The sequence below is a fragment of the Streptomyces sp. NBC_00287 genome (assembly GCF_036173105.1).
Classification (GTDB): Bacteria; Actinomycetota; Actinomycetes; order Streptomycetales; family Streptomycetaceae; genus Streptomyces.
Genome location: NZ_CP108053.1, coordinates 8,768,294 through 8,788,654 on the forward strand (window position 1 = coordinate 8,768,294; position 20,361 = coordinate 8,788,654).

Genomic DNA, 20,361 nt, shown 5'->3' on the forward strand with positions numbered 1-20,361 from the left:
GATGCTTCAAAAGAGCCGCGCCCGGAGCATACCCATTGGTATGGACCATTAATGCCGCATGCCCTCCGGAGGAATGCCGCGTGCACGACGCAGGCTTGCCGAATTTCCCAGGAAACGCCCACCCCCTGGAATTGACGGACGCGCAACTGAGCGCCGAACTCAAGAAGTGGACGGGGGCGTCGCCCGCGCTGCAGCCCGTGGGTGAACTCCTCGACCGGCACTGGGCGGCGGGCTTCGCGTATGCGCGGCTGTGCACCAGTACCGCCCGTGCCGCCGGCATGCTCACCACCGCGGCGTTCACGAGGCTCTTCGGACAGACCCTGCGGCAGACCGGACCGACCTCCGCGTGGCGCCCCCAACTCCTGGTCACCGTACGGCGTGTCGCCGGGGAGTGGGACACCGACCAGCGGCGTGAGCTGCTCCACCCCGAGCTGCGGACCGAGGCTGCCGGGGGTGAGCGCGCCGCCGCCCGTCTGCTGCCGCCGGCCCACCGCCGTCTGCTGTCCGGCGCCTTCCAGCGGCTGCCCCAGTCGTCCCGCTGTCTCCTGTGGCACACCGAGGTCGAGGCCGAACCGCTGAAGACACCGGCCGGGTTGCTGGGCCTGGACGAGGAGGGCGCCCGCGTCGAACTCGGCCGCGCCCGCGACCGGTTGCGCGAGGAATGCCTCCAGGTCCACCGCGAACTCGCCCCCGACCAGGAGTGCCGCCAGTACCTGCGCCTCCTCGACGTCACCTACCGGCGCGGCGGCGTCGACATCGACCCCGATCTGCGCGGGCACCTGGACGGGTGCAAGCACTGCCGGGACACCGCCGACCAGTTGGACTGCTTCAACCACGGACTCGGCGTGGCTCTGGCGGAGGCGGTGCTCGGCTGGGGCGCGCAGGAGTACGTGGAGTCCAGGGCGCGCAGCGCGGACGACGAGAGCGTGCCGGTGGCGGAGGCGGCGACCGTGGTGGGGGAGGACTTCGGCGAAGGCCAAGCGCCTGACATGACCCCGCTGCCCTCTTCCAGCCGTACCGCTCGCAAGGCCGCCCGCCGTGCCGTGCGGCGGCGCAATCTCACCGTGGCCCTCGTGACCGTCGGCGCGCTGGTCGTGATCCCGTTGGTGCTGTGGTCCGCCCTGGGCTCGGAGGAGGGCACCGCAGGATCCGGACAGGCCACCGAGGCCGCCGGCTCCGAGGGCCGTACCCCGACGACCGGCCCCTCGTGGGCCGGGGCCAAGGAGGCGGCGCAGGGCACGCTGACCGGGCGGCTGCACAACATCGCCTCCGGGCTGTGCGTCGGCATCGTCGGAGGCAAGGCGGTCAAGGGCGCCGAGACCGAACTCGCGGAGTGCTCCGCGCAGGCGGGCCAGCAGTGGGTGTACGAGACCGACGGCCGCCTGCGCAGCGCCGCCGAGCCCGACCTGTGTCTGGACTCCCACCTCGGCTACTCGGTACGGCTCACGCCCTGCACGGACACCAGAAAGGTCCGCTACGACTTCACGCTCCAGGGCACCCTGGTCCCGCGCTGGGACCAGGAGCTGGCCCTGACCCCCGCCGCCACCGACGGTTCCGGCGCGCTGGTCCTCAAGACCCGCAAGGACGACTCGGCCCAGCGCTGGGTGATCGACACCTCCAAGCCCGAACTCCAGCTGGAGGCGGTCAACTGGGCCGAACCCGCGACCCCAGTACCGCCACCCGCGCCGACGCCGAAGCCCACCCCCACGCCGTCGAAGACCCCGAAGGCCACCGCGACGCCGTCGCCCACACCGACGCCCTCGGCCACCGGCGACTGCTACACGGACCCGTACTCCTGCTCCTGGGACGGCGACAACGGCTGGGGCGGCGGTTACGGCGGCGGACGCCGCTGACGGTCAGGGCTGTCCGGGCCCCGAGCCGGGGGCGAACACCGTCAAGGACACCGAGGAGGCGTTGCCGGACACCGGCACCGCACCCGCCGTCCAGGGCACCTCGATCGGCTCCCGCTCGTCCGGCGGGGTCACCAGCAGCGCCGCCGGCCGGGCGGTGCGCGCCCCGCTGATTTCCGGGCTGGAGTACGAAAGACCCGCCCACGCGCTGTCCCCCGGCGCCAGCGTCACCCGCGCCGGCGAGCCGGGAGCGCGCTCGGGGTCCGGGCCGAGCTGCTCGCCGGACGCATCGACGAAGGCGGCGCCCGGATAGCCGTACACCGTGCAGGTGCGCGCGGAGGCGTTGGTCAGGACGATCGGGAAGTTCCGCTGACCGGCACCGGGATCCATGCGGCCGACCTCGGCGCGCAACTCGCCCGTGTGGCAGCGGGTCGACTGCTTCGTGCCGCCGGCCGCCGAGGGCGAGGGTGCCGGTTCAGTGGCGGCGGCTTGTTCGCTCGGGGAGCTGCTGGTGGCCGTGCGGTCCGGCGAGGTGGGCGGCTGCCGGGGAGCGGTCGTCGTACCGTCGGCGCCGCCGCAGGCGGTCAGTGCGCCGAGCGTCGCGACCGCACTCGCGAGCAGGGCGGCCCGGCGCACGGACGAGGACGTGTTCGCCATGTTCTCCACGCTCCTGAGGGTTCGTCATGTTCCCGAGTGTCCGCCGTACGCAAGGAGAAACGCGGAAAGCGTACGCCGCTCAGTCCTCGTCGAGGAGGGTGAGTTCCGCCCAGATCGTCTTGCCCTGGGCGGTGTGCCGGCTGCCCCAGCGCTGGGTGAGCTGGGCGACCAGCAGCAGCCCTCGGCCGCCCTCGTCCCAGGTCTTGGCCCGGCGCAGATGCGGTGCCGTGTGGCTGGCGTCGGACACCTCGCAGATCAGCGTGGCCGCGTCATGGATCAGCCGGAGCCGGATCGGCTGCGAGCCGTACCGGATGGCGTTGGTGACCAGCTCGCTCACCACCAGTTCGGCCGTGAACGACGCCTCGCTCAGCTCCCAGGAGTCGAGCTGCTCGACGACCTGCTTGCGGATCGGCGAGACCAGCGCCGGGTCGGCGGGGATGTCCCAGGTGGCGACCTGGGAGGCGGGCAGGCCCCGGGTGCGGGCCAGCAACAGGGCCACGTCGTCGGGGACGCCGCCGGGTGGGAGCAGGGCGTGCAGGATCCGGTCGCAGGTCTCCTCCAGCGATTCCGTGGAGATCGCCAGGGCGTCCAGGAGCAGCGCCTGGCCGGCGTCGACGTCCCGTTCGCGGTGCTCGAGCAGACCGTCGGTGAAGAACCCCAGCACACTGCCCTCGCGCACATCCAGCTCGGCCGACTCGAACGGCAGCCCGCCGAAACCCAGCGGCGGCCCGGCGGGCATGTCGATCTGCCGGGGCGCACCCTTCGGCGGGACCAGCACGGGCGGCGGATGTCCGGCCCGGGCCAGCGCACAGCGCCGTGACACCGGGTCGTACATGGCGTACAGACAGGTGGCGCCGACCTCGCCCGGGCTGCCCTCCCCACCGGCCTCTTCGGACAGCCGAACGACGAGATCGTCGAGGTGGGTGAGCAGCTCGTCCGGGGCCAGGTCGATGTCGGCCAGGGTGCGGACGGCGGTGCGCAGCCTACCCATGGTCGCCGAGGCCTGGATGCCGTGCCCGACGACGTCCCCGACGCACAGCGCGACCCGCATCCCGGACAGCGGGATCACATCGAACCAGTCGCCGCCGACGCCGGAGCGGGCGGCGGGGAGGTAGCGGGAGGCCGCGTCGACTGCGGGCGTGCGGGGGAGTCCCCGGGGGAGCAGGCTGCGCTGGAGGGCGAGCGCGGTCTCGCGTTCGCGGGAGTAGCGGCGGGCGTTGTCGACGCAGACGGCCGCGCGGGCCGTGATCTCCTCGGCGAGCAGCACATCGTCGGGGGTGAAGGGGTCGGGGCGGCGGAACCGGGTGAGCACCGCGACGCCCAGGGTCAGGCCCCGGGCCCGGATCGGCACGGACATCGTGGAGTGGATGCCGTGCTCCCTGACCCGGGCGCTGCGTTTCGTGTCCCGGCTCAGCCACTGGTCGAGGTCGCCGGAGGGTACCGAGGCGACGACGGTGCGGCCAGCCGTCAGCGAGGCGGCCTGCGGGGACTCGGCCGGGTAGAGCTCCAGGTGCCCGGGTTTGACCACGGCCTCAGGGTCGCCCGGGGTGATCGACCGGTGCGCGGCGCGGCGCAGTCCGACCGGCGCGGTGATCGGCGCCGGCGGGCCCCCGCCCTCCTCGTCGGGGTCGAGCAGGTCGACGCTGACGAAGTCGCCGAGCGCGGGGACGCACACATCGGCGAGCTCCTGTGCCGTCCGGGTGACGTCGAGGGTGCTGCCGATGCGCACGCTGGCCTCGTTGACCAGGTGGAGCCGCTCGCGGGAGAGGTAGTTCTCGGTGAAGTCATGGGCGGCCAGGCACACGCCCCGCACCCGTCCATGGCCGTCCGTGACGGGCGCCATCCGGGCCAGCCAGGCGTGTGCGCCGGCCTCGCCGCCGGTGCGCATGTACGTCTGCACATCCCGGGCCCGGCCGGTGGCCAGCACGTCGGCCATGTGCTCCTCCAGCTCCTCGCTCTGCGCCTTGCCGCCGATCTCGGACAGCCTCAGCCCCTGGATGCGGTCCTCGGGCAGCCCGATCACCTCGGCCATGGCGTCGTTGATCCGGTTCAGCCGCAGCCGCTCGTCGTAGACGGCGACGGCGCACGGCGACTGGGTGAGCGCGGCCGTGGCCAGCGGGTCGTCGGGGGAGCGGGGGCCGCCCGGCTCCAGCGGGGTGACCACGAGCCAGTGGGCCGGGCGGTCCTCGCTCGGTGGGCGGTGGTGGGCCAGCAGCCACACCCGGACCCGGTGGCCGTCCTGATGGCGCAAGGGGACAGTGCCGTCCCAGCGGGGGCCCGCCGGGACGGGCAGCGAGCCGTCGGCCAGCAGCTCGTCTGCGGGGCGGCCCACGACGTCGGCGGCCGGCCAGCCCAGCAGCCGCCGGGCACCGGCGTTCCACTCCACCAGGGTGCCGTGTTCGTCGATGACAGCACGAGCCGTCGCGGCGTCGTCGATCGGTTCGTGCGGGCTCATCGTCGCCACTCCCACGCGGACACTCACAGTGACTAGTGGTCACTTGAGTTCCAGCGTAGTGGGTCCCGGCCCCGGACGGACGGGGAACTCCTGTGCGGGCGGCCGAACGGTCAAGGTCGATTTCCGGCCGTTGTGACAGCTGGGTGCAAGCGCTTGCTCCCGACCCTTGACGCTGCTGTGTGCCTGCCGGTCAGAATCTGCGTGTTCGCGATCAGTTGTGAGTATTTCTGTTGCACCTGATGAGGGAGACCCGTATGACGGTCACTCGCAGATCGGTTCTGATCGCCTCTACGGCCGCGCCGGCCGCAGGAGCGCTGACAGGCACCCCGGCGCAGGCCGCCGGGACCGCCGGGGACCGCTCCGGCCGCCGTACCGTCCCGCTGCGCGACGGCTGGCGGTTCGCCCTGGTCAACCCGGGCGGGATCACCGATCCGACCGGCGCCTACGACGGCGCCGCGGAGCCCGCGTACGACGACTCGGCATGGCGGGAGGTGGCCGTCCCGCACGACTGGAGCATCGAGCTCGCCCCGACCACCGAGCACGGCACCACCAGCGGCACCGGCTTCTTCCCGGGCGGCCTCGGCTGGTACCGCCTGGCCTTCACCCTGCCGCCCGCCCTGGCCGGGAAGCGGATCTCGGTGGAGTTCGACGGCGTCTACATGGACTGCGTCGTGCACTGCAACGGCCGGGAGATCGGCCGCCACCCCTACGGCTACACCGGCTTCGCCCTCGACCTCACCGAGCTGCTGCACACCGACGGCACCACCGAGAACGTCCTCGCCGTCATGGTCCGCAACCAGCTCCCCAGTAGCCGCTGGTACTCCGGCAGCGGTATCTACCGCGAGGCCCGGCTCGTGGTGACCGAGCCGGTGCATGTGGCGCGCTGGGGCACGTACGTCACGACACCCGAGGTCACGGCGGAACGCGCCCTCGTGCGGGTGCAGACCACCGTGGCCAATGACTCCGGCAGCGGCGCGGACGTCGAGGTCGTCTCGCGGATCGCGGGCCCCGGCGGCCGGACCGTGGCCCGTACGTCCTCCACGGTCGCCGTCACCGACCGGGCGACGGAGACCCATGAACTCGCCCTCACCGACCCGAAGTTGTGGGACTTCGAGTCCCCGCACCGCTACACCCTCCACACCGAACTCCGCGTCGGCGGAAGGACCGTGGACACCTACCGCACGCCCTTCGGTATCCGCACCTTCCGCTTCGACCCGGAGGAGGGCTTCTTCCTCAACGGCGCCCACACCAAGATCCGGGGCGTCGACCTCCACCACGATCTGGGCGCCCTCGGCGCCGCCGTGAGCATCGACGCGATCCGCAGACAGCTGACCATCATGAAGTCGATGGGCGTCAATGCCCTGCGCACCTCCCACAACCCGCCCGCGCCCGAAGTCCTCCAGGTCTGCGAGGAGATGGGCGTGGTGATGATGGTGGAGGCGTTCGACTGCTGGCGCACCGGCAAGAACCGCTACGACTACGGACGGTTCTTCGACGAGTGGGGCGACAAGGACGCCACCGAGATGGTGCTCGCCGCCCGCAACTGTCCGGCCGTGGTCCTGTGGTCCATCGGTAACGAGGTACCCGACTCCACCTCCACCGCCGGGCTCGCCATGGCCGACCGTGTCATCGACGCCATCCGGGCCGCCGACGACACCCGCCCGCTGGTCATCGGCTCCGACAAATACCGCCGACTTCCGGCCAAGGGCTCGGCGGCCGACCGGATGCTCGCCAAGCTGGACGGCCTCGGCCTCAACTACAACACCGCGAAATCCGTGGACGCCCTGCACACGACCTACCCGCACCTGTTCCTCTTCGAGTCCGAGTCCTCCTCGGAGACCTCCAGCCGCGGCACCTACCAGGAGCCTGAGCGCCTCAACACGGGCGAGAACTACACCCCGGGCAGACGGGCGACCTCGTCGTACGACAACAACCTCGCCTCCTGGACGATGAGCGGCGAGTACGGGCACAAGAAGGACCGGGACCGGAAGTGGTTCACGGGACAGTTCCTGTGGTCCGGTATCGACTACCTCGGGGAGCCCACGCCGTACGACGTCTTCCCCGTGAAGGCGTCCTTCTTCGGCGCGGTCGACACGGCCGGATTCCCCAAGGACATGTACTACCTGTTCCAGAGCCAGTGGACGAGCGAGCCCATGGTCCATCTGTTGCCGACGACCTGGAACCACGCCAAGGGCGACACGGTCGAGGTGTGGGCGTACGCCAACGTCGACACGGTCGAGCTCTTCCTCAACGGACGCTCCCTCGGCACCCGGACCTTCGACACCAAGAAGACCACCGACGGACGGGTCTACCTGGAGACCACCGAGGCCACCGGCGACGACAAGACCTTCACCGAGGCCCCCTATCCCGGCAGTTACACCAGCCCGAACGGGAGCGCGGGCAAGCTGCATCTGACCTGGAAAGTGGCGTACGAGCCGGGCGAGTTGAAGGCGGTCGCGCGCAGCGAGGGGACGGTCGTGGCGACGGATGTGCTGCGGACCGCGGGCAAGCCGCACGCCGTACGGCTCACCACCGACCGTGACTCCCTTGCCGCCGACGGCCGTTCGCTGCTGTTCGTGACCGCCGAGGTCGTCGACGCGCGCGGAGTGGTCGTGCCCGACGCCGAGGACCTGATCGCCTTCGACGTGGCCGGCGGCTCGGTCGCCGGGCTCGACAACGGCCGTCAGGAGAGCGCCGAGCGTTACCGGGCGAGCACCCGGACCGCCTTCCACGGCAAGGCACTTGCGATGGTGCGGTCCGGCACGAAGGCGGGCGTGCTGAAGGTGACCGCACGGGCGGAGGGGCTGCGGTCCGGCACGCTGACCGTGCGCACCACCCGAGCCGACTCGGTCGCGCTCACCCCGGCCGCGGCCTTCGAGCCGGACCTTCCGGCGCCGACGAACTACCCTCATGCGGACGCCAGTTACTCCGGCCGCCCGGACACCCTCCCGGCCGCGATGCTCGACGGTGCCCCGGCCACCGGCTGGTCCAACGGCTTCCACAAGGCGGCCACGGCCCTGCTGCCCGCCTTCGACGGCGCGCGGGCGGAGGACTGGGTGAGCGTCGACTTCGGGCGGTCCCGGACCCTCGACCGGGCCGAGGTCTCCTTCACCGCCGACGCGACGCACACCCTGCCCGCCGCCATCGAGGTCGCCGTCTGGGACGGCCGCCGATGGGTCGCAGCCACCGGGATCTCGGTCGACTGGGCCCCCGCCTCCGACGCGCCGACGGCGATCACCTTCGACCCGGTGCGCGGCTCCCGGCTGCGCCTCACCCTGACCAGCGCCCACCCAGGTCAGGCGCGCGGCGCGGTCCGCATCAGCAAGCTGGAGGCGCCGGGCGCCTGAAGTCGCCTTCTCGGTCCGGGCGGAAAGCATTCCCGTCCGGACCGTTGACGGGGTGTCACACCTGCAACAAGCATGTCCTGCGTCCGCATCTGGGAGCGCTCCCATCGGGGGGCGTCACCCGTACCTCCCGCCGAGGAGCCCAGACGTGAAACGACGCAGAACCGCCGTACTGTCCCTGACGACCCTGCTCGGAGCGGCCCTGGTCGCCCTGCCCGCCCCCGTGGCCGGTGCCGACGAGGTCGAACAGGTCAGGAACGGCACCTTCGACACCACCACCGAACCGTGGTGGACGAGCAGCAACGTCACCGCGGGCCTGTCCGACGGACAGCTCTGCGCGGACGTGCCCGGCGGCACCACCAACCGCTGGGACGCGGCCGTCGGCCAGAACGACATCACCCTCGTCGAGGGAGAGTCGTACCGCTTCTCCTTCACCGCCTCCGGAGTGCCCGACGCACACGTCGTGCGCGCGATCGTCGGCCTCCAAGTTGCTCCGTACGACACCTACTTCGAGGTGTCACCGCAGCTCAGCGTCTCCGGGAACCGCTACTCGTACACCTTCACCGCGCCTGTCGACACCGCCCAGGGCCAGGTCGGCCTCCAGGTCGGTGGCAGCGCGGACGCCTGGCGGTTCTGCATGGACGACGTCTCGCTGGTGGGCGGGGTGGAGCCGGAGCCCTATGAGCCGGACACCGGGCCGCGGGTGCGGGTGAATCAGGTCGCCTATCTGCCCGCGGGACCCAAGAACGCCACCCTCGTCACCGACGCGACCGAGCGGCTGCCGTGGCAGCTTCGCGGCGCCGGCGGAACCGTGGTCGCCCGTGGTTGGACCGTGCCACGCGGCACCGACGCCTCCTCCGGGCAGAACGTCCACTCCATCGACTTCGGCTCCTACCGCGCCCGCGGCACGGGCCTCACCCTGATCGCCGACGGCGAGACCAGCCGCCCCTTCGACATCGACGCGAGCGTCTACGAGCGGCTGCGCCTGGACGCCGCGAAGTACTACTACACGCAGCGCAGCGGCATCGCGATACGCGACGATCTACGACCCGGTTACGCCCGCCCCGCGGGCCATGTCGACGTCGCGCCCAACCAGGGCGACGGCGCCGTGCCCTGCCAGCCCGGCGTATGTGACTACACCCTCGATGTCACGGGTGGCTGGTACGACGCCGGGGACCACGGCAAGTACGTCGTCAACGGCGGCATTTCGGTCTGGGAGCTGCTCAGCACCTACGAGCGCGCGCTGCACGCCCGCACCGGAGACCCGGGGAAGCTGGGCGACCGTACCCTCGCCATCCCCGAGAGCGGCAACAAGGTGCCGGACCTTCTCGACGAGGTCCGCTGGGAGCTGGAGTTCCTGCTGAAGATGCAGGTGCCCGCGGGGCAGCCGTTGGCCGGCATGGCCCATCACAAGATCCATGACGAGCAGTGGACGGGCCTGCCGCTGCTGCCGAGCGACGATCCGCAGAAGCGGGAACTGCATCCGCCGTCGACCGCGGCGACCCTGAACCTGGCGGCGACGGCCGCCCAGGCGGCGCGTCTGTACAAGCCGTACGACCGGGAGTTCGCCGCGAAGGCGCTGGCCGCCGCGCGCCAGGCATGGTCGGCGGCGCTCGCGCATCCCGACGTCTACGCCTCCGACAGCGACGGCATCGGCGGCGGCGCCTACGGCGACAACAACGTCACCGACGAGTTCTACTGGGCCGCCGCCGAGCTGTATCTCACCACCGGTGAGAAGCAGTTCGCGGACCGCGTCCTGAACTCCCCGGCCCATACCGCCGACATCTTCGGCGCCAACGGCTACGACTGGGCCAGGACAGCGGCAGCGGCCCGCCTCGACCTGGCGACCGTGCCGAGCAAGCTGCCCGGCAAGGACAAGGTGCGCCAGTCCGTGATCAAGGGAGCGGACCGCTACCTGGCCACGCTCAAGTCACACGCGTACGGCATGCCCTACGCCCCCGACGGCAACCTCTACGACTGGGGCTCCAACCACCAGATCCTGCACAACGCCGTGGTCATCGCGACCGCGTACGACATCTCGGGAGCCTCGAAGTACCGGGACGGCGCGCTGCAAAGCATGGACTACCTCTTCGGTCGCAACGCGCTGAACATCTCCTACGTGACCGGCTACGGAGAGGTCAACTCCCAGAACCAGCACGCCCGTTGGTACGCCCACCAACTCGACCCGAACCAGCCGAACCCACCGGCCGGCACCCTGGCCGGAGGCCCGAACTCAAGCATCCAGGACCCCTTTGCACAGAGCAAACTCCAGGGCTGCGTCGGCCAGTTCTGCTACATCGACGACATCCAGTCCTGGTCGACCAACGAGCACACCATCAACTGGAACTCGGCACTGACCCGGATGGCGTCCTTCGTGGCGGACCAAGGATGACGACCCGCTGAGCCCGCTCGGGCGGCACACTGGGCGCATGAACTCACCGGTTCCGCACGCAGATCCCCGTCGCACGACCGTCGTCGTGGTGGGCGTCGACGCCTACGAGGCGGGGGCGCACTGGGCACTCGACGGCCCCGTGTCCGACGCGCTGCGGTTCGCGGACTGGTTCCTCGCCCGGGGTGTGCCGCCCGAGCGGATCACCGCGCTGCTGTCCGCACCGCCCGAGCGGGCGGATATCGCGGGGAAGGTGCCGTACACCGTCCTCGGCGCGGACCGGGCCACCGTGCACAGCACGCTGCTGCGGACCGTCGCTGCGGAGCAGAGCGAGCTGCTGTGGGTGGTGTGGGGCGGGCACGGCGTGGTGGACGCGGAAGGCAGACGGCGGCTCTTCTACGCGGACGCCACCTCCGACGACCCGCTCAACCTGGACTTCGACGCGCTCCTGACGTACTACCGCGCCGCGCTCCGCCACCCCCGCCAGATCTGGCTGGTCGACGCCTGCCAGCTCCTGCACAACCCGTGGCGCGCCCGACGCCAACTGCCGCGCGAGGACTACGGCACCCCGATGCCGCGGACCGCCCGCGACCAGGCGGTGCTGTTCGCGGCCCGGCCGGGAGAGGCCGCGACGAACCTCTCCGTCCCCGGGACGGGCCTGTTCAGCCGTGAGGCGCTGGCGGTCCTCACCGACGACGAGACCATCGGCACCGGCTGGCCACCGGACCCGGGCGCGCTGATGGACCGCCTGCGCGAGCGCTTCACCGGCCTGCGCGCGGAAGGCAGCGCCTCCCAGACCCCCACATACTTGTGGTCCCGCACCTGGGACGGCGACGAAGGTCAGCTCCTCTCCCGCGGTGCCCCCGACCCTGTGAGCCCCATGCACACCGACCTGCCCCCCGACCGGCTCCGCGCCTTGACGGACGCTCTCCTGGCGGTGGAGGAGTTCGTCGAACCGCAGGGGCGGGAGGAGATCCTCGGCCTGCTGCGAATCGGCGTACGCGCCGCCATTCCCCGGCACAGCCGCCCCCGCATGGACACCATCAGCATCCTGCGCACCTGTGCCCGCAGACCGGGCGCGCTCAGGGAGTTGGCGGAGGCGGTGCTGCTGTGTGCGGGGGGCAGTCCGGAGGCGGAGAGCGCGCACCGGCTGATCGTCGAGGCGTCTGCGTGAGGTGTCCCGAGTCCCTTACGATCGGGCCCCATGTACGAGTCCTGTGATGCGGCACAGCCCGCGAGCGTCGAGTCCTGGCTGCCCCGCCTGTCCCACCTTTCGTTGGACGAGCTTCCCCAGGTAGGGCAGGACGCGCTGCGGCCGGCGGTGGACATGCTGCTCACGAGCGTGGACCGGCCGTTCAGCACACGGGGTGGCAGCGAGCCCAGTTGACCGAGAACCGACTCACCGTAGGCCCCGGCCGGTAGGGTGCGCTGCAACCGTGGACACCGTGGGTGAGGAAGCGTTCGTGGGCACGTCGTCTGAAGCCGCTGAGGAATCCGAGAACTCCCCGCATGCCTTGCGGCCCCATCGCCTCGATGACGTCTCCTTCGGGATGCTCTGCTCCACCGGCGAACGGCTCCGCGCGACGCACGCACTCCTCGACGCCGAGTACAGCAGGCGCCTTCTGCTGCTGCGCGTCCTGGTGGACGAGGTCACCGCCCGCCCGGCGGCGGTCGGCGACCTCGCTCCGGCGCGTGAGGCATGGGATCTGCTCGCGCGGGCCCAGCGGCAGCGCCCGGAGGCCGTGCACCGGCTGCTGATGGACCCGCAGACCGGGCTGTGGGCCGCCCATGTGCTGCGCCGGCTGCGCGGCTCGCAGGACGCCGACGCGCCGCTCTGGTCCGACGTGGGTCAGCTGCACGCCCTGGCCGCCGCCGGTGCCGTCCTCGCCGGTGTCGACTTCCGGATCCAGGTCCCGTCCCGGGACGGTGCCGTCCTCCTCCCGTGCCTGGGCCGGGCGCAGTCGGTCGCTCGCGAGCCGTGGGGAGTGGCCGAAGTCGGCGCGCAGAACGGGACGGCGCGCGTCCGCCCGCAGGGCGACGGACCCGTCGTGACGGTGCCGAAGGACGCCACCCAGGACGGGCCCGGCTGGACCGGCATGCGTCGGCTGTCCGTCAGCCACCACGAACTGACCCTCACCCTCACCATCGACGACCTGGCCCGCTACCCCGTCATCGCCGGTACCAGCGGGCCCGACCGGCTCGACGCGACCGCGCTACGGCACTGGCGGCGCGTCCTCGACCGGGCGTGGGCGCTGCTCGTCGAGGACCACCGTGAGAGCGCCGAGGCCCTCGCGGCCGGACTCTTCTCGCTGGTTCCGCTGCCGCCCGCGGAGCGCTTCCGGCCGCGCAGCGCCTCCGCCTCGGAGGCCTTCGGCTGCGTGATGCTCTCCGCGCCGCACGCCCAAGTGACCGACGACGAGGCCGCCGTGGAACTCGCGGTGACCTTGGTCCACGAGTTCCGCCACACCCTGCTCAACGGCCTCATGCACCTCACCCCGCTGGCCGACGACTGCCCCGACCTCTTCCACGCGCCCTGGCGGGACGACCCCAGGCCGCTGAGCGGTGTGCTGCACGGCGCCTTCGCGTTCTCCGGCGTCGCCCGCTTCTGGCGGGACCGCTGTGCGCGTGACAGCGGCAGCGCCCGCGAGCGCGCCCGCTTCGAGTTCGCCCTGTGGCGACGGGAGTCCCGCGCCACCCTGGAGACCCTGCACGCCCATCCCGCGCTGACCGAGACCGGCCGCAGACTGGTGCGCGCCCTGCTCGCGGACATCCGTTCCTGGGACGCCGAACCGGTGCCCGAGACGACGCTGCTGCTGGCCGAGCGGGCCGCCACCCACCAGCGCGCCGCCTGGCGCGCCCACCATCTGGTACCCGACGAGGCGGCGGTGCGGTCGGTTGCGGACTCCTGGCTGCGCGGCACACCGCCGCCGCTCGCGGTGACCGAGGAGACCGGCGGGGACGTCGTCACGGATCCCGCGGGCTGCCGTCTGGACGCCTACGCGCATCTGGTCCGCCTGCGGATCACCGACCCGCACGCCTTCGCCGAGGCCCGCGAAGGCGGACCCCGGCCGAAGGACGTCATCTCCGCGGACCTGGCCTACGTGGCGGGCGACTCGGACGCGGCCGCCGCGCTGTACGCCGAGGAGACGTCACGGCCCGCCGCCTGGGGCGGACTCGGGCTGCTGTTCGGCCAACCGCCGGAACTGCTGCGTGCCGTCTCCCAGGAGATCACCCGGACTTCGGGGCAGACCCCGCCGCCGTCCGAGCTCGCCCGCTGGCTGGTCCACACGTGGGACGACGACGGCGCTCACAGGGGAAGCGGATCGATGTCGCAGTCCGCCCGGTGTTCCCAGTCCACGGCCTGACGCACGGCAGGATGATCCGCCCCGAGCACACGGTTGAGCCGCTCCGCCGTCGCGCTGTGCAGGCGCTCGGCCTCCTCGTGCTCGCCCAACGCCCGTAGATCCAGCGGGAGGTTGGCGGCGCAGGCCAGGGTGGAGGGGTGCTCCGCGCCGAGCACCTCGGTGGAGAGCGCCAACGTCTGCTCGTCCAGCTCCCGGGCCGGCTCGTACTCGCCGAGCGCGTACAGGTCGCTGGCCAGGTTCGTCGCGCACGCCAGGGACGAGGGGTGGCGCTCCCCGAGGACCCGGCGGAAGTCCGCCAGCGCCCGCTCGTCCACCGTACGCGCGGCCTCCGCGTCGCCCAGGAGCCGGTGCGTGACGGCGAGATCGACCTCGGCCGACAGGGTGTGCGGATGCGTGCCGCCGTACGTCTCGGCGTACTGGGCATGGATGCGCGCGCCGAGGTCCCGCGCGGTGGTGAGGTCGCCCGCGTGCCTCAGATCGATCGACAGTTCCAACGTCGACGCCATGGAACCCGGGTTGTTCTCGCCGTACCGGCTGACGAGAGCGGTCTGGGACTGCTCGGCCATGGCCTGCGCCTCCTGGTGCCGGCCGGCCTTGCGCAACGCCACGGCCAGATGCCGGTCGTTGGACAGCGTGAAGGGGTTGTTGTGCCCGAGCAGCCGGGTGGTCCGCTCGGTCAGCTCGCGCTGGTAGGTCAGGGCCGCGTGGTAGTCGCCCAGTTCACGGATGTCGAGGATCAGACTGAGCCAGGTCACCAGACTCAGCACATGGTCCTGGCCGTAGAGCTGTTGCTTGCTGTGCCAGGTGTGCGCGTCCAGCTCCCGGGCCCGTGCGAACCGTCCCGCGAGCCGCAGGCTGACGCCCAGATTGTGGGCAGCGCGCAGGGTCTCGGGGTCCTCCTCGCCGAGCAGCCGTCCATAGCGTTCGTGCACCGACTCTGACAGCTCCAGCGCCGCCGTGAAGTCGCCCTTGACGCGCCGGTCGATCGCCACATTGCCGAGCGCGTCCAGGGTGTCCTCGTGGTCCTCGCCGACGGTGCGTCGGTAGGCCTCCAGGACCCGGTCGTTGACGGCCGCCGCCTCGGTGTTGCGGCCCATCGTGTACAGCACGGCCCCCATCCACTTGGAGACCTCCAGGGTCTTCGGGTCGTCCTCCCCGCTGTCCTGCCGCCAGGACTCGTAGGCGGAGCGGGCCAGTTGCAGGGCCGCCTCGTAGTTGCCCCAACGCAACAGGTAGAGGACCTCGTTGATGATCAGCTGGCGCACGTAGGGGTCGGCGGACCCGACGGCCTCGGAGACGATCAGGTGGGCGTACAGATCGCCGTAGCGCGGCCAGTGGTGCGCGTCGTGCGGGTCGTTGGGGTCGTGGGCCGCCAGCAGCAGATGGATGCCGTGTCGCATGCGCTGCTGTTCGGCCTCCGTCATACGGGAGATCAGGGCCGTCTGGACGAGCCGGTGCATCTGGAGGGAGTTGGCGCGCGGGTCGAACCGGGCCAGTGAGTACCGGCCGATCTCCCGAATGGCCTGGCCGAGACGGATCGGATCGCGCAGGACCGCGTCGAGTTCGGCGGTGATCGAGGCGCCCGGACGTCCCGCGAACAGGCTGCGCGAGATCGACTCGGGCGCGCAGAAGGCGCACAGCTGCAGCAACTGCATGGCGGCGGGGTTCTTCGTCTCCAGCTGGTCCAGCGAGACGTTCCAGGCGGCGATGACCGGCAGCTGGTAGTCGAGCGGTGCGGCCAGGCCCAGGAGATCGACCTGCTTTTCGTCCAGCAATCGCAGATACTCGTCCGCGGGCATCCCGGTCTCGGCCCGCCAGGCGGCCGCCTGCTCGATGGCCAGCGGCAGATCGCCCAGGGCGTCCGCGAGCCGGTCGGCCTCGTCGTCGGTGATGTCCGGGCCGCGCCGGCGCAGCAGGTCCACGCTCTCCTCGCGCCGGAAGACATTCACCTCCAGCGGTTTGGCGACGCTCGCCCACTGCGGATTGCGCGAGGTGACAAGGATGTTGCCCGGCCCGCCGGACGGGAAGTAGGGGCGCACCGCCTCGGGGCTGTCGGCGTTGTCGAAGACCAGCAGCCAGTTGTCGTACGGCTCACCGCGGCGCAGCGCCTCCAGCACCGCCGTCACCGACCAGGTCGCCTCGCTGCCGGCCTCGAGACCGAGCCGCGGCGCCAGCTCCACCAGGGACAGCGCGATCTGGGCGGTGCGTTCGGCGGAGATCCACCAGACGAGGTCGTAGTCCCCGAGATGCCGGTAGAGGTACTCCACGGCCAGCAGTGTCTTGCCGACGCCGCCCATCCCGTGCAGCGCGTTGGGCAGCACCGCCGTCGCCTTCTCCTTGCGGAGCCTGCGGCGCAGGGCGTCCAACAGCTCCTCGCGACCGGTGAAGTTGGGATTGCGCGGCGGTACGTGGCCCCACACGGCCGGGGTGCCGCGGCCGCCGCCACGGCGGTCGGCCGGACCCGGGGGCGTGCCCGGCGGGACGTCGGTGCGCGGCTGCGGTGCGTTGCTCGGCTCGTTCACCAGGTCCTCCTGCTTCCGCAGGTGCGAAGGGGGTGGGGCGGGGGCAGCCCGGGTGGCGCTGCGCGCTCCGGACGCGGCGGTCATGCGCTCCAGCGCCCGTGCCTGGGCGGCGTGCGGGCCCGACAGGGCGTGCAGTACGGCGATCTGCGGCTCGGCCCAGGCGCGGGTCTGCGGGTCCGGGCCGAGCGGCAGCGGGAGTCGGCGGCCGGCCAGGAGCTCGGGGACCTGCCACAGCCGGTGGGCCGACGGGCCGAGCGCCTCACCGACGACGTCGACGACCCGCCGCAGCTCCTCGGTCCGTCCGGCGGCCAGGAGTTCGCCGCGGACGTCCGGGGCGAAGTCGTAGGCGATCCGTGCTCCTGTGACCGGGTGGATCAGCCCGTGGGTGAGCAGTTGCGTGAAGTCGGAGATCCGGGCGCCGGGACGCAACCGGGAGAGCACGCGCCGGATCACGGGGACCCCCAGGGGCGTGGCAGCGAGCAGGGTCGCGAGGCCCGACACCTCGGGCGACACCGAGCGGCGGAAGGCGGCGACGCGGTCGGCGGCGGACCCGGGGCCGGTGTGCGCGGGGCGGGGGCCTTCCGGTCGCGGGGCGGTGAACGTCAGCGGGAGCCGGGTCCAGGTGCCCCGGGCGCCGTTGATCAGCCCTACCCACGACTCCAGGCTCCGCGGGGCCAACTCCAGGACGGGAACCGGCAGATACGGGCCGCTCTCCTCGGGCGCGCCGAGGCCGAGCTGCCGTGGCCGGGTGCCGTGTCTGCGGTTCGGCGCACCGGGTCCCGCCGAACGCAGCGACAGCGGCCAGGTCGGGACGCCGGACTCGGGCCAGGCCTGATGGGGCAGCAGATGGACGACCGCCAGGGTGCCGGCTGCCGCCCAGCGGTGCAGGACCTGTCCGAGGGCTCCGGTGCGCCAGCCGGGCGCGTTGCCGTCGGTGACCGCCAGCGTCAGCCGCCCGGGAGAGGGGTGGCCGGGCGGCAGTGCGCGCAGAGCGCACCGGTCCACGCGGCGAAAGACGCGCGAGCGGCGCAGCAGATCGGTGAACTCCACCGCCGTGTCGTGCCAGACCGTCATCCCGGGGTCCGGGTCGACCGCCACGACCACGTCCCAGGCCTGCTGCCCGCGCAGTCCGCGCAGCGCGCGCAGGATGCCCTGCGGGTCGGTGATGTCCGTCCAGCGCGAAGACGCGGTGTCCCGGCGGTCGACGGACGTCATCATGGCCCCTCCAAGGCGGCCCGGCGCCACAGGGTGTCGAGGGCCGCGCTCCCTCCCCCTTCACCTTCCCGGATCGCGTCCAGGGCACCCGTGTTCACGAGGTGCAGCGCGTCGAGGAACGGCCCCGCCCCGGCGGGTTCCCGCTCGGCCCGGTCGAGGAGGGCGTCGAGCACCTCCGCCGGGACGTCCGGGAACCGGGCCCGGGCCAGCTCGGCCAGCCGCTCCCGCGTCATCGGGGAGAGCTCAAGACGCACGCAGTGCCGTACGAAGGCGGGCGGAAGGTCGCGCTCACCGCCGGTCGTGACGACGACCAGCGGCGGCTCATGACACCGTACGAGCCCGCCGCGGACCGTTGCCGTGCCGCCCGGCTCCCAGGTGTGGACGAGGGCGCTGTCGGAGCCGAGGAGTCCGGGGATCGTGAACTCCCCGTCGTGCAGGACGGCCAGCAGCTCGTCGGGGAGGTCGAAGCCGCCCCGGTCCAGGTCGTCGACCAGGACGACGCGCGGTAATCGGCGCGGGAGCAGGGCGGTGCCCAGCGGCCCCAGCCGGACCGTGCCGGGGCCGGCCGGGCCGTACAGGGCCTCGGCGAGGGTACTGGCGCCCGTGAGGGGCCAGCGCAGCACCGGACCCAGGCCCAGTTCCCGGGCGATCCGGTGGGCGAGGGCGGACTTGCCCGTGCCCGGCTCGCCGCCGACCAGCAGCGGACGGCGCAGCTGGAGTGCCGTGTTGACCCCCGCCACCTCGTCGGGATCCGGGACCCAGGGGGTGCCCGTGGCTCCGAGGACTCGGGTGGCCGTCTCGTCCCGCGGTGGCGCCGGTGGTTCGTCGGGGCCGCCGCAGTAGATGCGCCAGGGCGGTGGGGCCGGCCACCGGCGGTCCCGCTCGGCCGGGTCGAGCGGGATGCCTGTGCCCCGGTAGAGCCACCAGGAGTCCATGGACGTTTCCTCTCTGCGCAGCGGCGTCACAGCGGTTTGCGGTCGGGGTCGTCCCACAGCACCGCGAGGTGCCGGCCGATGTGGTGCTCGGGCGCACCCGAGCCGAGCGCGGCGGCCTGCCGGCGGAAGCGGGTGATGCGCGGCAGCAGATCGGCGAAGCCACCGGCGAACAGTTCGCCGAGCACCTGCCGGAACTCCGTCGTCGACTCGCTGGTGCGATGCCATACGACGACCGGATAGCCCGTGCGCAGCGCCGTCCTGAACTCCAGGCAGCCGTGCGTCCGGCCCTCCTCGGGGGGTTCGCTCAGCACGGCCGCGACATGCTCCTCGTCCAGCAGCCCGGCCACGACCCGGCGCGGGTGCTGAGGGCTGTTGTTCGGGATGCTCATGTACACGGAACCGGCGGTCGGCTCCTGCCGCAGCTTCTGCCAGCGCAGCCGCCACCAGCCGTGCCAGCGCTGGTCGAGCAGCCGGTCCAGACTGCGGATCACCACCGCCGGATAGCTCATGCCGAGCGGCAGATGCGGGTCCTCGGCGGCGTCCAGGGGCCAGGACTCGACGGGCAGATTGATCAGCTCCAGCGGCAGCACGAACTCCAGCCTCAGCTGCCCCGGACGGTCGCCCTCGGCCCGCTCCACCTCGGAGATCACCTCGCTGACCGTGCGCTGGAGTTCGGCGAAGGGGATCACCGCGCTGTCCCGGCGCCCCTCGAAGTCCGGCCCCCGGGCATCGGAGTGGAACCAGTACGACACCGTGTAGTGGCCCTCGTCGAAGGGCGCCGGCATGATCCGGATGGCCAGGTGCTCGTCATGGATGGCCGGCTGCAGCTCCGCCTGCCGGACGTACCGTCTGCGGTCCAGCGTGTCCCCGAACTCCCAGCGCACTGCCCGCTGTCGGTTGATCGCCCGGATCTCCTGGCGGTGCGGCGCGTCCATCCAGGCCGAGGCCTCGTCCAGGTACGCCATCCACGGCGGCACCTGTCCGGGTGCCGTGTTCTGGCCCACCAGGTAGAGGAAGTCCGACCAGGGCGTGGTGGAGTGGTCGGGCGGGGTGCGTAATCGGGACAGTGTCGCCCGGGCCAGCAGGCGGCGCCGCTCGTCGTCGGGGAGCCGCAGCGCCTTCAGGCAGTCACCCAACAGGCCCCAGGACTCGGCGAATTCGGCGGGCAGCGTGCGCGCGGCCCGCCACTCGTCGCAGAGCCGGAACATCAGCAGGGACTCCGCGGAGCCGGGATCCAGCAGGTCCAGGGCGGCGGCGAGACACGCCAGGCCGTCCGGACCGTGGCCGCCCGGCGCGTCCTTCATGCAGAACAGCAGCAGTGCGACGTACTGCTTGCGCGGGATGGCGTGGCGGGGGAGCCGGCCGTTTTGCCCGAGCCGGTCGAGCACCAGGTCCAGGAACTGCTCCCGGTCCTCGGGCGACCGCAGACCGTCGCAGCCCACCAGGACGTCCACGGCGGCGCGCCGTATCCGGTCCTCGATCTCCTCGCGCAAGGAGGCCCCCCTCCGACGCCCCGCCCGGGGGCGTGCTTCCTCGCCCTGTCCGACGACTCGCTCGTACCGTCAGTGACACAAGATTAGGGGTCACGGTCGCTGACGGAAGAGGATCGGCGAACAGGGCGGGACAGCG

The 20,361-nt window shown here is 72.2% G+C and carries 11 protein-coding genes; 6 read left to right on the forward strand and 5 right to left on the reverse strand.

Annotated elements, in window-relative coordinates; all coding sequences use genetic code 11:
- Positions 1-80 precede the first annotated feature (80 nt).
- Positions 81-1,853: an RICIN domain-containing protein gene (locus OHT76_RS39830; protein WP_328875747.1), complete on the forward strand. Its 1,773-nt coding sequence runs from the start codon at positions 81-83 to the stop codon at positions 1,851-1,853.
- Positions 1,854-1,856: 3 nt separating this feature from the next.
- Here the strand turns inward: OHT76_RS39830 and OHT76_RS39835 are convergent, their stop codons facing one another.
- Entirely contained in the window at positions 1,857-2,507 is a 651-nt protein-coding gene (locus OHT76_RS39835; protein ID WP_328875748.1) for a DUF4232 domain-containing protein, read from the reverse strand.
- 79 nt (positions 2,508-2,586) lie between these two features.
- A complete protein-coding gene (locus OHT76_RS39840; protein WP_328875749.1) occupies positions 2,587-4,962 on the reverse strand; it encodes a SpoIIE family protein phosphatase in 2,376 nt (791 codons plus the stop codon).
- 254 nt (positions 4,963-5,216) lie between these two features.
- On the opposite strand from OHT76_RS39840, the gene OHT76_RS39845 reads away from it, so the two are divergent.
- From OHT76_RS39845 to OHT76_RS39865, 5 genes are all read left to right on the forward strand, one after another.
- Entirely contained in the window at positions 5,217-8,309 is a 3,093-nt protein-coding gene (locus OHT76_RS39845) for a glycoside hydrolase family 2 TIM barrel-domain containing protein (RefSeq protein ID WP_328875750.1), read from the forward strand.
- A 145-nt stretch (positions 8,310-8,454) separates the two neighbouring features.
- Positions 8,455-10,698 (forward strand): glycoside hydrolase family 9 protein, encoded by a 2,244-nt coding sequence (locus OHT76_RS39850; protein ID WP_328875751.1) that lies wholly within the window; start codon positions 8,455-8,457, stop codon positions 10,696-10,698.
- A gap of 37 nt (positions 10,699-10,735) precedes the next feature.
- On the forward strand, positions 10,736-11,869 hold the full coding sequence (locus OHT76_RS39855; RefSeq protein ID WP_328875752.1) for an effector-associated domain 2-containing protein: 1,134 nt from the start codon (positions 10,736-10,738) through the stop codon (positions 11,867-11,869).
- Positions 11,870-11,899: 30 nt separating this feature from the next.
- Complete coding sequence (locus OHT76_RS39860; RefSeq protein ID WP_328875753.1) at positions 11,900-12,082, forward strand: hypothetical protein; 183 nt, start codon at positions 11,900-11,902, stop codon at positions 12,080-12,082.
- A 76-nt stretch (positions 12,083-12,158) separates the two neighbouring features.
- Positions 12,159-14,060 carry an HEXXH motif domain-containing protein gene (locus tag OHT76_RS39865; protein ID WP_328875754.1) on the forward strand — a complete coding sequence of 634 codons (1,902 nt, stop codon included), beginning with the start codon at positions 12,159-12,161 and terminating at the stop codon, positions 14,058-14,060.
- Here OHT76_RS39865 and fxsT read toward each other — a convergent pair.
- The 3 genes from fxsT to OHT76_RS39880 are packed head-to-tail and all read right to left on the reverse strand — an operon-like array spanning position 14,003 to position 20,225.
- Positions 14,003-17,800 (reverse strand): FxSxx-COOH system tetratricopeptide repeat protein, encoded by a 3,798-nt coding sequence (gene fxsT / locus OHT76_RS39870; protein ID WP_328875755.1) that lies wholly within the window; start codon positions 17,798-17,800, stop codon positions 14,003-14,005. The two genes, OHT76_RS39865 and fxsT, sit on opposite strands and share 58 nt — an antisense overlap.
- Positions 17,797-18,732, reverse strand: coding sequence for a MoxR family ATPase (locus OHT76_RS39875; protein ID WP_328875756.1), 936 nt, complete (start codon positions 18,730-18,732; stop codon positions 17,797-17,799). Before OHT76_RS39875 ends, fxsT begins: the two co-directional genes overlap by 4 nt.
- Positions 18,733-18,758: 26 nt before the next feature.
- On the reverse strand, positions 18,759-20,225 hold the full coding sequence (locus tag OHT76_RS39880) for a VMAP-C domain-containing protein (protein WP_328875757.1): 1,467 nt from the start codon (positions 20,223-20,225) through the stop codon (positions 18,759-18,761).
- Positions 20,226-20,361: the final 136 nt, after the last annotated feature.

Excerpts from the sequence above, each read along its gene's own strand:
- fxsT (WP_328875755.1), bottom strand. The coding sequence starts at position 17,800 with ATGATGACGTCCGTCGACCGCCGGGACACCGCGTCTTCGCGCTGGACG.
- OHT76_RS39860 (WP_328875753.1), top strand. The coding sequence starts at position 11,900 with ATGTACGAGTCCTGTGATGCGGCACAGCCCGCGAGCGTCGAGTCCTGG.
- OHT76_RS39845 (WP_328875750.1), top strand. The coding sequence starts at position 5,217 with ATGACGGTCACTCGCAGATCGGTTCTGATCGCCTCTACGGCCGCGCCG.
- OHT76_RS39855 (WP_328875752.1), top strand. The coding sequence starts at position 10,736 with ATGAACTCACCGGTTCCGCACGCAGATCCCCGTCGCACGACCGTCGTC.
- OHT76_RS39835 (WP_328875748.1), bottom strand. The coding sequence starts at position 2,507 with ATGGCGAACACGTCCTCGTCCGTGCGCCGGGCCGCCCTGCTCGCGAGT.
- OHT76_RS39875 (WP_328875756.1), bottom strand. The coding sequence starts at position 18,732 with ATGGACTCCTGGTGGCTCTACCGGGGCACAGGCATCCCGCTCGACCCG.
- OHT76_RS39840 (WP_328875749.1), bottom strand. The coding sequence starts at position 4,962 with ATGAGCCCGCACGAACCGATCGACGACGCCGCGACGGCTCGTGCTGTC.